Origin of the sequence: Candidatus Poriferisodalis sp. (assembly GCF_965198245.1) — a bacterium.
Lineage (GTDB): Bacteria > Actinomycetota > Acidimicrobiia > Acidimicrobiales > Poriferisodalaceae > Poriferisodalis.
Map to the genome: position 1 here is coordinate 1,300,797 of NZ_OZ240249.1, position 14,903 is coordinate 1,315,699.

Sequence of the window (14,903 nt, forward strand, 5' to 3'; positions counted from 1 at the left end):
ACCGCGCTGCGGGACCGCGCCCGCTAACGCCGCGTCAACACCAACAGAGCGAGGATGCCGTGCCGCTGACCATATCGACCGACGAATTCGAGGTTGTCACCGACCCTGCTGCTGGGCCGCCCACGGCCGCCAGCGACCGGCCGGTGCGCAGCGATGCCCTGGACACGCTGGGTGCGACGCCCAACTACTTGGCCGCCAGCGGATTCGACGGCTCCGTGGGCAGCACGGCGCTCATGGCCGGCGCGTCCGATACTGCAGACGACATGCTGCCGATTGCAGTCGGGCTGGGTTCAGGGGATCTGACCACGGCAGACATCCGCAAGGCGTCGGCTTCGTTGTGGCGTGCCGCCTCGAAGCTGGACTCATTGACCTCGGCGCTGGCGGCTGCAGCGTCTGACGACGTTGGCGCCGATGTCGCTCTCGGCGCAGTCGTCGAAGGCATGCTGCTGGCGTCCTACGGGTTCAACGAGCACAAGGGCGACCCGCCGGCGCCGGCTGCGCTCGAGCGGGTAGCGCTCGCGGCGCCCGATGGCACCGATGTGGCAGCAGCCATTGCACGTGCCGCTGCCGTGGCCGGCGGGATCGCACTGGCCCGTGACCTCGTGAACCAGCCGGCCGGGGCGCTCACCGCGAGCGGCCTCGCCTCTGCCGCAGTGGATGTAATCGAAGCAGCTGCGGCAGAGGGCGATCCCGCAGCGGGCACGGCGTCGGTCGAGGTATGGGACCGCGAACGGCTCGCAGCAGAACGATGCGGCGGGCTGCTCGGTGTCAACGCTGGCTCGACAGAGCCCCCCGCCCTCATCCGCATGCGATGGCAGCCGGCGGCCACTCCACGTGCGGTTGTGCATCTCGTCGGAAAAGGCATCACTTTCGATACCGGCGGGCTCAACCTCAAGTCCTTCGAAGGCATGGAGTGGATGAAGGTGGACATGGGCGGCGCCGCCGCAGTCATCGGGGCGATGAGCGCCATCGCTCGATTGGCACCCGACGTCGCGGTCACCGGTATCTGCTGCTGCACGGACAATCAACCCGGACCCACGGCCACCAAGCCCGGCGACGTGCTGCGCATCCGCAACGGCAAGACGGTCGAGGTGCTGAACACGGACGCCGAGGGCCGGCTCGTCCTCGCGGACGGCCTCTCGCTGGCCGTCGAAGAGGAGCCTGACCTCGTGGTAGATCTCGCCACGTTGACGGGTGCCTGCCTCGTGGCGTTGGGCGACAAGTACGCGGGACTCATGGGCAATGACTCGGCGGCGATCGAACGGGCCGAGGCAGCAGCCCGCGCCGCAGGAGAACCTCTCTGGCACCTGCCGCTGCCGCCGGAGTATCGCGAGCAACTCGACTCTCCGATTGCCGACCTGCGCAACATCGGCAAGGGCCGCTACGGGGGCACGCTTGTCGCCGGCATCTTCCTGTCGGAGTTCGTCGGCGAGACCCCCTGGGTGCATCTCGACATTGCCGGTCCAGTGCGAACCGATGCCGATGCTGGCGAGCTGTCCAAGGGTGCGACCGGCTTTGGCGTGCGCACGCTGGTCGAACTGGTGTGCAATTGGTAATCGGGTGCCGCCCTGCGTCTGGCGGACAGTGACCGCGCCCCGGCTGGACGCGTCATACATTTCGGGTGGCGTGAGGCCGTACGCAACGGTCGGCCCACGCCCATGCAGTTGCCTCGTTGGCAGCCCTCGGCGCCAACCCCAGCATCACGAGCCGCTCTGCGGATTCGTGAAGGCCGTGACCAAGCATCAGCATGCATGTCGCAAGCAGCCGAGTTTCGCCCACGGAAAAGTCCGTATGTCCAACGGTGCGAGTCCAGCGACCGATCTCGTCGCGCAGTTCGCGCGGCATGCGAACGTGCAGCTTGCGCGGTACCGGCGGCATCTGCCTGCGCACAATCAGAACAGCGTCGTTCTCGAAGTGGGCCAGATCGAACATGCGGCAGCGGTCGATGGTTCTCATGAACGTGCTCTGGCGACCGCCGCGGTGTTGAAGACCGAGTCGCTGCGCAGTGGACTCGAGGTTTAGGCGCAGAATCTCACCCGGGGCCAGTTCGTCGAATTCGCGCGCAAGCAGCCGCAGCAGCCAGACCGCACTGGGGCCGAGCACAGCGATCCAGAAGCGCTCCACGTAGGCCGAGCGCGGGTCGTGGCCATCGCGGTGCAGTTTGGGGTCGTCCCAGGGCCGCACCTGCAGGACCCGCAGTGGCTCCGCCGCCGCTCCGATGTGCGCAGTGCTGCCCGGCCCGGTTGCAGTGCCGCCGACTAGTTGCAGTGTGGCTGGGGTGGCCCCATCTGGAGCGGCCGAGTGGATGGGGACTGTGGGCCTCTGTTCAGCTGGCACTGGGATCTCCCTCACGTTCGCTTGCGACTGCCATTCACTTGGAACGTAATACATATATATCAAAATAGATGAAAATAATATGAAAATTATTGGAAGTGCCACAACGCTCGTGAAATTGACTCCTGCGCAATAGGTCAGAATGGGCAACATGAACGCCGCGATCTCGCTCGACGGCTCCGGCATGCTGAGCGCTATCGTCATCGGGCGTTGGTCAGAATGGGTGAGATGAACCCGGATGAGATGAACACTGGGGCCGATTCGAGTTCCGCAGTCGACGACGTGCGATCTGTGGCTGGATGGATCGACGAGGCACGTGCCATCACGGTGCTCACCGGTGCAGGCATCTCCACCGATTCGGGCATTCCGGACTTTCGCGGTCCAAATGGCGTGTGGACGAAGAACCCCGCCGCCGAGAAGCAGGCGACGCTGCAGAACTACTTGGCCGATCCCGAGGTGCGCGCCTTGGCGTGGCGAGCTCGCATGGACCACCGGGCCTGGGGCGCCGAGCCCAACGACGGTCACAGGGCCCTCGTGCAGCTGGAGCGCCGTCGCAAGCTGGTGTCGCTCTTGACGCAGAACGTGGATGGGCTGCACCACGACGCCGGATCAGATCCCGACAAGATCGTGGAGGTGCACGGCACCATCCGCGAGGTTGCGTGCCTGGAGTGCGACTACCGCGACGACATGGGAATCGCGCTGGACCGGGTGCGGCTCGGCGAGGACGACCCACCATGCCCCGAGTGCGGCGGGATTCTCAAGAGCGCCACGATCAGCTTCGGTCAGCAGCTCGTTGCACGAGACCTGCTGCGCGCTCAGATCGCAGCCGAGAATTGCGACCTGATGCTGGCCGTGGGCACGACGCTGGCCGTGTACCCCATCGCTGCGGTTGTACCCACAGCCAAGTCGGCCGGTGCACGCGTGGTGATCGTCAACGCCGAGCCCACCGAGATGGATCACCTAGCCGACATGGTCCTGCGGATGTCCATCTCTGAGGTACTGCCGCGAATCTGCGGCCGCACCTCCCGCCTGAGGTGACACCCGCGTGGCGTCCGGGGTGACTAATTCCTGACTAGATAGGTAGGATTTAGGATCCGAGCCTGATCGGTTGATCAGGTCGTACCGCACGCGACGCCGAGTCACGAACAGGGAGGCCCAGATGCCCTCGTTCCGCGAACTGCTGACAGCGACCAAACGCGAGATCACCGAGATCGACACGGCCACCGCCGCCGAGTGGATCTCCGACCGCTCACCGGTCGTGCTCGACGTGCGCGAGCCCGACGAGTACACCCAGGGTGCGCTCGTCGAGGCGATCCATATCCCGCGCGGGCATCTCGAGGCGCAGATCGAGAACCGAGTGCTCGATCACGACGCCGAGATCATCATCTATTGCGCCGGCGGCGTTCGCTCGGCCTTTGCGGCCAAGACACTCGCCGAACTCGGGTACCCCAACTCGGTCTCCATGGATGGCGGCTTTGGCCGCTGGAAGGACGAAGGTCGTCCGTGGGCCACGCCTGCCTCCCTCGGCGCCGAACAGCGCAACCGCTACCTGCGTCACCTGCTGCTGCCCGAGGTGGGCGAGGCCGGACAGCTCAAGCTGCTTGACGCCAAGGTGCTCATGCTGGGCGCCGGCGGCCTCGGCTCTCCCGCAGCGCTGTACCTGGCTGCGGCCGGCGTCGGCACCATCGGCATCATCGACATGGATGTGGTCGACGAATCCAACCTGCAGCGCCAGATCCTCCACAACGTCGACCGGGTGGGCGACCGCAAGGTGGATTCGGCTAAGAAGACCCTCACTGCCCTGAACCCTGACGTCAACGTGGTCACCTACGACACCCGGCTCGGTGCCGACAACGTGCTCGACATCTTGTCGGGCTGGGATGTCGTCGTGGACGGCGCCGACAACTTCCCGAGCCGCTACCTGCTCAATGACGCGTCGGTGAAGCTGGGCATTCCGGTGGTGCACGGTTCGATCTTCCGCTTCGAGGGCCAGATCACGGTCTTCGACCCGCACAACGGTCCGACCTATCGCGATTACCTGCCCGAGCCCCCGCCGGCAGAACTTGCTCCCTCGTGCGCTGAAGCTGGCGTGCTCGGCGTGCTGCCAGGCATCGTCGGGTCGATCCAGGCGCTCGAGACGATCAAGCTGATCCTGGGCATCGGCGACGGCTTGGCGGGTCGCATCATCGCGTTCGACTCCCTGGAGATGTCGTTCCGCGAGTTCCGGTTGCGGCCCGACCCCTCCAACGAGGTGACCTACGCCAATCGCGAGCGCATCACGGTCAGCGAGCTCGACGGTCTCTGCAGCCCCACGCTGAGCTGAGCCGGCCCCGCTCCGGGGTCGGCGACGACAGAGGGGCCGGGAGCCACCGGTACGCTGCCCACTCATGGCCCAGAAGCGCTTCGTCGTGATCGGCGGTGGCCCAGCGGGCCATTCGGCGGCAACCTACGCGGCGCGCTACGGCGCAGAAGTGACGCTCATCGAGCGTGACATCGTCGGCGGTTCTGCACACCTGCGGGATTGCGTGCCCTCCAAGACCATGATCGCGACGGGTTCCGCGCTCAGCTTCGCCGGCCGCCTCGACGACTTGGGCTTGGCCAACGTCTCCACGTCGGTCGACACGCCGCACTTGCGCCAGCGCATCGGCGACATCGAGGACCGCCTCGCGGAAGTCGCCCGTCAGATGTTGGTCAGCCAGGGTGTGCGGATCCTGTCGGGCTCAGGTCGCCTGCTCGGGCCCAACGACGTCTGCGCCGACACATCGGACGGAGCGGTCGAGCTGTCCGCCGACGTCATCGTGCTGTCGACCGGCAGCCGTCCCCGGATCCCCGACTGGGCACCCATCGACGGTGAGCGGATTCTCACCACCCGTGACGCGTACCCGCCCGCGGAGCTTCCTGAACATCTCGTTGTCGTGGGCTCAGGCGTGACCGGTGTGGAGTTCGTGCACATGTTCACCTCGCTGGGCTCGAAGGTGACGCTGATCGTCAGCCGCCAGCAGGTGCTGCCGCACAAGGATCCCGAGGCCGCCGCTGTGCTTGAGCAGACCTTCGGCGATCTCGGCGTGCACATGCTCAAGGGCGCACGTGCGGTGAGCATCGTGCGTGACGGCGACGCCGTGGAGGTCGTCTGCAGCGATGGGCGAACGGTGCAGGCATCTCATGCGCTGCTCGCCATCGGCTCGATCCCCAACAGCGACGGGCTGGGTCTCGAGAACACCGATGTGCGCGTCGACGAGCACGGATTCGTCGAGGTCGATCACAACCTCTGCTCGTCGGGTCCGGGCATTTATGCGGCCGGCGACTTGTCCGGCAAGCTGCCGCTGTCGTCGGTGGCGGCCATGCAGGGGCGCAAGATCGTCGAGCATTCGATGGGCCTGCACGACAGCCGGCCCCATCGACACCTCGACTACGACAAGGCCGCGTCGGCCATCTTCACCGAGCCCGAGATCGCCGATGTCGGACTTGCCGAGGCCGAGGCGTTTGCCACGGGCCGCAAGATCCGCGTCACCAAGGTGCCGTTCGGTGCCAATGCCAAGGCGCTGATCGAGGAGAATCCGCGTGGCTTTGTCAAGATCGTCTCTGATCCGCTGACCGGCCAGGTCCTGGGCGGATCGATCGTGGGCCGCCATGCAGCCGAGTTGATCTCGGTCGTGGCGCTGGCTGTGAGCGCGAACCTGCGAGTCCAGGACATCGCCGAGAGCCTGTTCGTATATCCATCCCTGAGCGAGGCCCTCTGCGAGGCAGCCGAGTGAGTAGGCCTGAGGCCGCCGAGTGAGCCACCGCAGTTGGCGGGCTCGCCTCATTCTTATTTCGCTGGCGGCGTTGACCCTGCTGGGAGCAGTCGCGACCGCTGGCTCTGCATTCGTGCTGCTCCAGCTCGGGCGGATCGAACGTCACGAATTGGCAGACGTGCTCACCTCAGCGCCTCAGCAGCCAGTGACGGCGGCCGATGTCGTGATCGGCCAGACGTCGACAGCGCTCGGGAATCCCGATGGTGAGCCCCCTGGACACACAGCTGAGGGCGGCGGAGGCGGCACGACGGGAGATGGCGACGGAGCAGCCGATGAGGCCGACGCGGCATCGGGATCGGCTGGTACAGACAACCAATCCCCAGGGCAGCCAGTGCTCCCAGGCAGCCCGACGGGCGAGAACTACCTGCTCGTGGGCATCGACAGCACGTTGGGGCTCTCAGCGGACGACCCTTTGCGCGCGGGCCATTCAGACTTCAGCCGACTCGCAGACGTGATCATGGTGATTCGGCTGCGCAATGACGGGACGGCCGCAATGATGTCGATCCCGCGCGATCTCGCCGCCGAGATCGCAGGCACCAGCGACATCACAGGCATCAGTCAGATTGCCAAGATAAATAGCGCCTACAACCGCGACCGAACGACCGCTGGTCGCGCTGCACGAATGATCGACACCGTGGAGGAGAATCTCGAGATCACCTTGCAGCACTTCATCGAAGTCGACTTCCAGGCCTTCCTGCGACTCGTGGACGCAGTCGGCGGCGTTCAGATGACGTTTAGCCAGCCCCTCAGAGATCAACCGAACGGCGGTACGAGCAGCCCGACTGAGAGCCGTAGTGGCTTCGTCACCAAGGCTGGCACGCACGTCCTCGACGGCCGGCAGGCACTGGCGTACGTACGGAGCCGCCACCTCGAAGAGCAGTCTCCTGACGGCACGTGGCAACGCCATGGCATCTGGAATGATCTCGCTCGCAACGACCGCCAACGCGAGTTCATGCGTATTGCCGCCGAGCAAGTCGCACCGGGACTTCTCGCGAGTCCGATCAAGTTGCTCTCGATTCTTGACATCGCAGCCGACCATCTGTCGACCTCTGACACTCTGAGCATTGTGAACGATGGCCGGCGTCTCGCGTCGAGATTCCCGGGCATCGACTTCGATACCGACTTCGAGGAATATGAGCTGCGGGTGCAGGATGTCCACGATCCCGTGCGGTGGTCGCTGGGGCTCACGCCCGACCCCCACAACCAGCGGGTGCTGGATGTGTTCCGGGGCATCGGCTGGGACGACATCGTGGAGTCACGCGTGACGGTGAAGGTCACGGGCACGGCGCGCCATCGGCTTGCAGCAGAGCTGAGCGAGCTCGGCTTCGACGCGGAGGCCGCGGGAGCGATACCCGAAGGCGTTGATCGCCCTCCGGTCGGCACGGTCGTCTATCTCTCTTCTGAGGGTCGCCTTGCAGCGGGACTGCTCGCCAGTCACCTCGTGCCTGTGCCAGACTTCGCCGGCCATGACGACCTCGATGCAACCACGGTGATCCTGCACGCAGGCGAAGGGCCACTGCGCGTCGATGCGGGCTACCGGCGGGTTGACGTGCCGACTGCTGAACAACTTGTGCCATGAGCGAAACAGCGCCCCCGCAACGGATCCTCGTCGTCGGCGCCGGCTACGTCGGCCTCACGACGGCGGCGTGCTTCGCCCACCTTGGCCATGACGTCATCTGTGCCGACATCGATCGTGCCAAGGTGGCGTCGCTGTCAGCTGGCGTCGTGCCGATTCGCGAGACCGATCTCGACCGGCTTGTCACTGAAGGCATCGCACAGCGTCGCCTCCGCTTCGTGATCTCGGCCGAGGCTGTTGCGGCCACGTGCGATATCGCCTTCCTGTGCGTCCCGACGCCATTGCGTGCTGACGGTGAGACGGAACTCAGCTATCTCATGGCTGCACTCGATTCGGTGGCGTCACGACTGCGGCCTGGCTCGGTGCTGGTGACCAAGTCGACCGTGCCGGTCGGCACTGCACCCAAGATCGCGGCGGCGCTGGGACGGACCGATGTAGCGCTGGCGTCGAATCCCGAGTTCCTGCGGGAGGGCTCGGCGGTGGCCGACTTCCTCGCACCTGATCGAATCGTCATCGGGGCCGACGACCTCTCGGCGGCACACCGGATCGCAGCGCTGTATGCGGGCGTGGATGCGCCGGTAATTCTCAGCGATCCGACGTCAGCGGAAACGGTCAAGTACGCGGCGAATGCTTTCCTGGCCGCCAAGGTCTCGTTTGTGAACGCGCTCGCCGCTGTGTGCGAAGCAGTCGGGGCCGATGTCGACTCGGTGCTCGAGGGGGTCGGCTCTGATCACCGCATCGGTTCTGCGTACCTGCAACCCGGCCCCGGCTGGGGCGGTTCGTGCCTGCCGAAGGACACGCGCGCTCTGGTGTCGGTCGCGAACGACGCCGGCTACGTCTTCCATCTGCTCGAAGGCGTCATCACGGTGAACGATCAGCAGCTCGACCGCGTGGTTGCCAAGATTGCTCGCATCGTCGGCACCGAGCCTGGCCGGCCATCTGATCTCAGCACCGACGCACCCGGGGCCGACGTTCGGTGTCTCGATGGTGTGACGGTGGCGGTGCTCGGCCTGACCTTCAAGGCGGGTACCGATGACCTGCGAGGCTCTCCCGCTCTCAGGGTGGCCGACCGGCTTGGGGCTCTGGGAGCGCAACTCGTGGCGTACGACCCAGCGTTGGGCGACGACCTCGACGCTCGACCCGACATCTCCGCACAGCTGCCGGCGGCCCTGACCGTTCGCGGTTCTGCGTTTGAGGCCCTGCGCGGCGCCGATGTGGCAGTTGTGCTCACCGAGTGGCCCGAGTTCGCGACGCTCGACTGGGCCTGGGCGGCCTCCGAGATGGCTGCTGCGCGCATCGTGGACGCCCGCAACCTGCTCGATCCCGTCCAGCTGCGCGCAGCAGGCTTCACTTACGAAGGCCTCGGCCGGCGTTAGCGCCGGCGCAGGGGTTCGGCCGGCGTTAGCGCCGGCGCAGGGGTTCGGCCGGCGTTAGCGCCGGCGCAGGGGTTCAGGCGGCGTTAGTACTCTCGCTGAGCCGGACCGGGCGGGCGCGCCGGTAGCTTGTCGCCCCGTATGGCGAGATCAGCCGCTGCCAAGAAAGTCGCCAAAGCGGCGAGCGCCGGCGGAAGCGGCAGAGGCTTCCGCCCGCGGCGCGACCTGCTGTTCCCGGCGGCGATGCTCCTCGTCGTCATTCTGGGCGTCGTATTGATCCTGGTAGCCCGAATTGAGCGGTCCGAGAATGCCCCCGCTGGTCCTCCGCGCCTGGGCGATCACTGGCACTCGCTTTATGCCATCTACGACTGCGACGATTTCATCCTCGACCTCTATCCCAACGACGTCGATGACCTGTCAGGCATTCACACTCACGGCGACGGGCTCATTCACATTCATCCATTTCATACTGGCGTGACGGGGCAGTTCGCCACCGTTGGATCGTTCATGGGTGAGATCGAGTTCGAGTTGGACGACTCGAAGATCGAGTTGCCCGACGGCACGATTCTCGACGAATCTGGCGAGGGGTGTGCCTCGCCTGATCCCGACAGCGACGATCCCGACATTGCTGAACCGGGCGCGGAGCTCCGCATCATGCGCTGGGAGACGTTGCAGGCCACCAAGGCGCTGGCTTTCACAGAGGACCTGCGAGACGTGCGCTTCTTGGGCGACGGCCAGATCTTCGTGTTCGCCTACGTCCATCCGAGCGTCGAAAACGCCGACGTTCCGCGACCCGACGACGCGTTCCTCCGCTCCTACTTGAACCTGCCACCTGAGGATCAGCCGCTCGTAGATGGATCGACCGAAGAGGGGCCGGTGCTGGACGACGGAGGCGGGAGCGAGCCGGTCGAAGGCGACCTGCCGGTCACGTCTGAACCCAATGAGACTGTCGAGCCCGGCACCGACGAGAACTCGATGGGCGGCGAGCCGGCTGCCGCGACACCCTGAGGGCCAGCACCGGGGACCTCGAGATGAAGGCGATCCTGTTGCTGGGAGGCTCGGGCACCCGGCTGCGGCCGCTGACCAACGACACTCCGAAACAGATGCTGCCTGTGTGCGGGCGTCCGATGATCGAGTGGGTCTGCGAGCATCTCAGCCAACACGGTGTGAACGAAGTGGTGCTCTCGCTGGGCTACCGAGCCGAGGCGTTCACCAAGGCGTACCCGCAGGGGCGCATCGGCCGGCTGGCGTATGAGGTGGCGGTCGAGCCGGAACCGCGGGGCACTGCGGGAGCGGTGCGGTTTGCCGCGGAGGCCAGCGGCATCACCGGATCGTTCTTGGTGCTCAACGGGGACGTGCTCACCGACCTCGACGTCGGGGCCCTCGCGAGCTTTCATGAGAGCTCGGCTGCGGAAGCGACCATTGCGCTGCAGCCGGTTGCCGACCCCACGCCCTATGGCCTGGTCGTGGCCGATCCATCGGGCCGGGTGCTGTCGTTCTCGGAAAAGCCCGAACCCGGAGTCACCCAAACAGCACTGCCGCGTGGCGAACAGCCCACCATCAGCGCCGGCACCTACGTGCTCACCCCAGCGGTGCTCGATCGCATCGCGCCCGACCGGCCCGTCTCCATCGAGCGAGAGGTCTTCGGACAGCTCGTCGCAGACGGGACGCTGGCGGCGCTGGTCTCAGATACCTACTGGCTCGACACGGGCACGCCGCAGCAGTATCTGGCAGCCAATCTCGACATCCTCGACGGCCGGCGTGCCGGTGCCAGAGTGGTCGACGCCAGCACGGTGGCGTCTGGGAGCATCCATCCCGATGCGCGCATCCGAACGTCGGTCATTGGCAGCGGATGCGAAATCGGACCCGACGCCGTCGTGCTGCGATCAGTAGTGGGGGACGGCTGCCGCCTCGCCGCCGGTGCTGTCGTGATCGACTCGGTGCTCGGCACAGGCGCGGTCGTAGGCGTCGGCGCGGTGCTCTCCGAGTTCTCGGTGCTCGGCAGCGGCGAGCAAGTCGCCCCGGGCGCAGTACTGCGAGCACAGCGCCAGCCGCCCGCCTGAGCATTGGTGCTGAGTAATAAATCGCTGGCTCGGCGTCTGGGCGAGAAGTAGCATCGGTCTATGGATTGGGGTTCGGTGCCGCCGCTGCTCACTGTGGTCCTGGCGTCGCTCGTTGCTTTGGCGGGCGCTATGTGGGCGGTGCTGAAGGTGATGCGCGTCGAACTCGCTGAGCGTTTCGATTCCCGCTTCGATGCGGTCGATTCCCGTTTCGATGCGGTCGATTCCCGCTTCGAGGCACTCATAGAGCGTTTCGATGCCCGTTTTGACGCAGTCGATTCGCGGTTTGACGCAGTCGATTCGCGGTTCGATGCAGTCGATTCGCGGTTCGATGCGGTCGATTCGCGGTTCGATGCCTTGGACAAGCGTGTCGATGGCGTCGACCGCCGGTTTGATGAGCTCCGGGTCGACTTGCGTGCTCTGACGGAGCGTGTCGATCGGATCGTCGAGGGGATTCCACCGTTGCAGCCAGCCTAGGAAACGGCTGAACAGTTCGGACCGGGGTGGCGTTGCAGAGCTATGGCATGGGCCCTGGGGGTGAGTCGCCGCGGGCTGCGGTGCTCGATCCGCCAGCAGCAGGGTCGTGGCGGGCTGCGGTGCTCGATCCGCCTGTAGCGGGGTCGCCGCGGGGTTGGTTGCTCGATCCGCCAGCAGCAGGGTCGTGGCGGGGTTCGGTGGCCCATTGGCCTGGTGCGGGCAATCGGCGGAGTCGCCGGTTGTTGTTGTGCAGGCTGGTGTGGCAGTCGTCGCATAGGGCGGCGAGGTTGGTTTCGTCGGTGCTGCCGCCGTCTGTGTGCCATTCGTCGATGTGGTGGTACTCACAGCGGTGCATGGGGGCGCGGCACAGCACGCAGCCGCGGTCGCGTATGGCGATGGCGAGCTGTTGTGCGGTGCTGGCGTGGCGGCGGCTGCGTCCGTGCCACAGCACTTGGCCGGGTCCGCCGAAGACGGCGCCGCTGATGCGGGTGTCGGGTGAGAGATCGTCGAGGATGGCCGGGGGGACCGGTCCTGCGCCGAGCGCTTCGCACAGCCCGTCGGGTCTGGTGCCGTCGATGACGCCGATGTCGGCGATGATCACGAGCTGGTTGGGCGCCTGAGCAGGCCGCCACCGCCCGATCGAACGACCCGGGGCGCTGTCGCGCACTGTGTCGTCGTCCTCGGCGGTGTCGCCGCTGCGGTGCGGTGTGTGGGCGGCGTCGTGGGGTGTGTCGGGGGGGCGAGCTGCGGGGTGGGCGAGGGTGGCGAGGGCGTTGCGGTCGGTGAGCATCTCGAAGACAGCGTCGGCGAGGCGTTGGGGGTTGTCGCGGATCTGATCGGGTGTGCCGTCGCGTCCGCCGTCGGTGCGCCACAGGGCGTCGCAGTAGTTCTCGACTGCCTGTTTGACCAACGCGAAGCTGACCGGGTCCAAACGGGCGTTGAGCACCCCCATGCCGGTGCTGTGGTCGATGAACAGCGCAGCGCTGCGCTGGCGGCGCTGACGGTCCAGCACCGAGCGCACCGCGTCAGGGTCCCAGCGGGCCGCGAACCCCCGCGCGTCGCGGCGCAGCACCTCAGGCGGGACCACCGCGGCGGCCTCGAGCAGCTCCTCGGCGCCCTCGACCGCTTCGGGGCTGGTGTGGCGGGCGGCGTCGGCGAGCACTTCGGCGTGCTCGGCTGTGAGGTGCCCCAGAGCGAGGCCGCGTGCGGTGTTGGGCATCTGGGCGATCTGGTGGCTGGTCCGGGCGGTGCGCTTGGCGCTGCGGGCGCTCAACCGGGCGTGCTCGCGCAGCGCGGTGCGGCCTGATCCCTCGCGGTCTGCCTCCAACGCCGCGGTCGCGGCCAACAGCAATGCCTGGGCGGCCGAGCGCAGCCGCGCGGCCTCGGCCACAACCTGGGTGAGCGTGTCGCTGCCAGCACCGCCCAGCGGCACCCCCGCCGCCTCAGACACAGCACGACGAGCCTCGCACAACACCGACAACACCGACCCCACCGACCTGATCGGCACAGTTCCGGCGGGCACAGTCCTGCCCGGCACCGCCTCGGCAAGCTCGGTTCCGACCGGCACCGCACCAACAAGCTCAGCCCCAACCGGGGAATCCGGCACAGCCGCCGACACAGACTCGGCCCCATGCGCCACGGACTTGACCGGCGGCACTGGCACCGACATCGCCGCCGCAGCGGGGCTGCATTCCGGCAGCGGGCCTGACAGCTTTCCGTTCTTCTGATCGCTGCGAATATCCGTGTGCTCCATGACAAATACCGTAAACACACCGTGTCACATCAAAACTTCAGAATTGGCCTCACTCAGTGCCGCGTCGTGCAGCGTTGGGGATGTCGCCCCGCGTGCTATTGCGGGGGTTGCGGTGTTGCGGCGCATGGCCGAGTGTGTTCGTGCGAAGGAGATCAGTGGTGACGAGGACAATCGGCCGTCGAGGGGTGCGCGTCGTTCGTCGGGGTCGCCCGCTGCGCTGCGCCTTCTGCGCTGTGAGGAGACCGTGTCGTCTTCAGGCAGTGAAGACTCGAAAAAGCCCAACGACCCTGCTGTCGCCCGCGCTGCTGCGGGAACGCTGGGCGTGCGCATGTGCTGCGGGAAAATCCGCAGTCGCGACGGGAGGGCGAGAAGCAGCATCGGTCCATGGACTGGGGGTTGGTGCCGCCGCTGCTCACTGTGGTCTTGGCGTCGCTTGTTGCTTTGGCGGGCGCTATGTGGGCGGTGCTGAAGGTGATGCGCGTCGAACTCGCTGAGCGCTTCGATGCCGGTTTCGATGCGGTCGATTCCCGCTTCGCGGCACCAATAGCGCGTTTCGATTCCCGCTTTGATGCGGTCGATTCGCGGTTCGATGCGGTCGATTATCGGTTCGATGCCTTGGATAAGCGTGTCGATGGCATCGATTCTCGGTTTGATGAAGTCCGGCTCGATATGCGTGCTCTGACGGAGCGTGTTGATCGGATTGTCGAGGGGATACCACCGTTGCAGCCCGCCTAGGAAACGGCTGGGCAGTTCGGACGTGGGTGGCCTTGCAGCGCTACGGCCTGCGCGCTCGCCACAGTCGCAACTCGGTGCTACTGACAACTGTTCAGCGGTCTCCCAGGCGACACGCATGTTCCGGACCCGGCGCTTGGCAGCAACGCGATGTGCGTATCCGACAACGGCGACGGTCGCGTGTAGGCCTACGCCATGCCATGACCGCGTCGCTGCTGTAGCCGGAGTTCGCCGACGCAGCTATGCGGCGACCCGCGAGGCCGCGTTCAACAGCGCGCCCAGTACCACTGCCATGTTCGCCCCGAACAGCGTCGTCATGATGCCCACAGCCCAGTAGTGGCGATGTCGTGCCGTCCGCAAATCGGCAGCGCGCTGTACTGCGGCTTCTTGGCGGTCCGCGTCGCGCTGTACTGCGGCTTCTTGGCGGTCCGCGTCGCGCTGTGCCGCCAACGCATCGAACTTGGTGGCGAGCAGTGCCGCGGTTTCCTTGCGGTCCGCGTCGCGCTGTGCCGCGGCTGCTTTGCGGTCGGCTTCGCGTTGTGCCACCAGTGCGTCGATCTTGATGGCGAGATCGCGCACATCGGCTCGCGTTGCGATGTCGGCCAGCGGGGCGGGCGCCAGGCACGACATCACGTACTCCGCGAGCGGCTCGTCGGCTTGATCACAGAACCAAGCGTAGAGCCGAGACCGTTCTTGTTCAGACACAGAAGACACTCCCTCCCATCGTGCCGGCGAGCGTCGCGGTGCGGGCGAGCGTTGCGGTGCCCACGCCGCAGCGCCGCGACGGCGTGCAGGCTCGCTCAG

The 14,903-nt window shown here is 66.4% G+C and carries 13 protein-coding genes; 10 read left to right on the forward strand and 3 right to left on the reverse strand.

Annotated features, from left to right (window positions below; translation table 11 throughout):
* Nucleotides 1-59: 59 nt before the first annotated feature.
* Nucleotides 60-1,556 (forward strand): leucyl aminopeptidase, encoded by a 1,497-nt coding sequence (locus tag ACOCMM_RS06160; RefSeq protein ID WP_419552310.1) that lies wholly within the window; start codon nucleotides 60-62, stop codon nucleotides 1,554-1,556.
* A gap of 52 nt (nucleotides 1,557-1,608) precedes the next feature.
* Here the strand turns inward: ACOCMM_RS06160 and ACOCMM_RS06165 are convergent, their stop codons facing one another.
* Nucleotides 1,609-2,337: a hypothetical protein gene (locus tag ACOCMM_RS06165; RefSeq protein WP_419552311.1), complete on the reverse strand. Its 729-nt coding sequence runs from the start codon at nucleotides 2,335-2,337 to the stop codon at nucleotides 1,609-1,611.
* Between the two features lie 225 nt (nucleotides 2,338-2,562).
* Here ACOCMM_RS06165 and ACOCMM_RS06170 point away from each other — a divergent pair, with 225 nt between their 5' ends.
* The 8 genes from ACOCMM_RS06170 to ACOCMM_RS06205 all read left to right on the forward strand — a co-directional run bounded on the left by ACOCMM_RS06170 (nucleotide 2,563) and on the right by ACOCMM_RS06205 (nucleotide 11,614).
* A complete protein-coding gene (locus tag ACOCMM_RS06170) occupies nucleotides 2,563-3,372 on the forward strand; it encodes an SIR2 family NAD-dependent protein deacylase (RefSeq protein WP_419552312.1) in 810 nt (269 codons plus the stop codon).
* Nucleotides 3,373-3,493: 121 nt separating this feature from the next.
* Nucleotides 3,494-4,657 (forward strand): molybdopterin-synthase adenylyltransferase MoeB, encoded by a 1,164-nt coding sequence (gene moeB, locus ACOCMM_RS06175; protein WP_419552313.1) that lies wholly within the window; start codon nucleotides 3,494-3,496, stop codon nucleotides 4,655-4,657.
* A gap of 64 nt (nucleotides 4,658-4,721) precedes the next feature.
* Nucleotides 4,722-6,089 (forward strand): FAD-dependent oxidoreductase, encoded by a 1,368-nt coding sequence (locus ACOCMM_RS06180; RefSeq protein WP_419552314.1) that lies wholly within the window; start codon nucleotides 4,722-4,724, stop codon nucleotides 6,087-6,089.
* 19 nt (nucleotides 6,090-6,108) lie between these two features.
* Nucleotides 6,109-7,707 (forward strand): LCP family protein, encoded by a 1,599-nt coding sequence (locus tag ACOCMM_RS06185; RefSeq protein WP_419552315.1) that lies wholly within the window; start codon nucleotides 6,109-6,111, stop codon nucleotides 7,705-7,707.
* Nucleotides 7,704-9,080, forward strand: coding sequence for a UDP-glucose dehydrogenase family protein (locus tag ACOCMM_RS06190; protein WP_419552316.1), 1,377 nt, complete (start codon nucleotides 7,704-7,706; stop codon nucleotides 9,078-9,080). Before ACOCMM_RS06185 ends, ACOCMM_RS06190 begins: the two co-directional genes overlap by 4 nt.
* A 138-nt stretch (nucleotides 9,081-9,218) precedes the next feature.
* Nucleotides 9,219-10,085: a hypothetical protein gene (locus tag ACOCMM_RS06195; protein ID WP_419552317.1), complete on the forward strand. Its 867-nt coding sequence runs from the start codon at nucleotides 9,219-9,221 to the stop codon at nucleotides 10,083-10,085.
* Nucleotides 10,086-10,108: 23 nt separating this feature from the next.
* Nucleotides 10,109-11,140: a sugar phosphate nucleotidyltransferase gene (locus ACOCMM_RS06200; RefSeq protein ID WP_419552318.1), complete on the forward strand. Its 1,032-nt coding sequence runs from the start codon at nucleotides 10,109-10,111 to the stop codon at nucleotides 11,138-11,140.
* A gap of 60 nt (nucleotides 11,141-11,200) precedes the next feature.
* Nucleotides 11,201-11,614, forward strand: coding sequence for a hypothetical protein (locus tag ACOCMM_RS06205; protein WP_419552319.1), 414 nt, complete (start codon nucleotides 11,201-11,203; stop codon nucleotides 11,612-11,614).
* Nucleotides 11,615-11,654: 40 nt separating this feature from the next.
* Here ACOCMM_RS06205 and ACOCMM_RS06210 read toward each other — a convergent pair whose 3' ends face one another.
* Entirely contained in the window at nucleotides 11,655-13,367 is a 1,713-nt protein-coding gene (locus tag ACOCMM_RS06210; RefSeq protein WP_419552320.1) for an HNH endonuclease signature motif containing protein, read from the reverse strand.
* A gap of 399 nt (nucleotides 13,368-13,766) precedes the next feature.
* Between ACOCMM_RS06210 and ACOCMM_RS06215 the strand changes: the two genes are divergently transcribed.
* Entirely contained in the window at nucleotides 13,767-14,102 is a 336-nt protein-coding gene (locus tag ACOCMM_RS06215) for a hypothetical protein (protein WP_419552321.1), read from the forward strand.
* 237 nt (nucleotides 14,103-14,339) lie between these two features.
* Here ACOCMM_RS06215 and ACOCMM_RS06220 read toward each other — a convergent pair whose 3' ends face one another.
* Nucleotides 14,340-14,804 carry a hypothetical protein gene (locus ACOCMM_RS06220; protein WP_419552322.1) on the reverse strand — a complete coding sequence of 155 codons (465 nt, stop codon included), beginning with the start codon at nucleotides 14,802-14,804 and terminating at the stop codon, nucleotides 14,340-14,342.
* Between the last annotated feature and the right edge of the window lie 99 nt (nucleotides 14,805-14,903).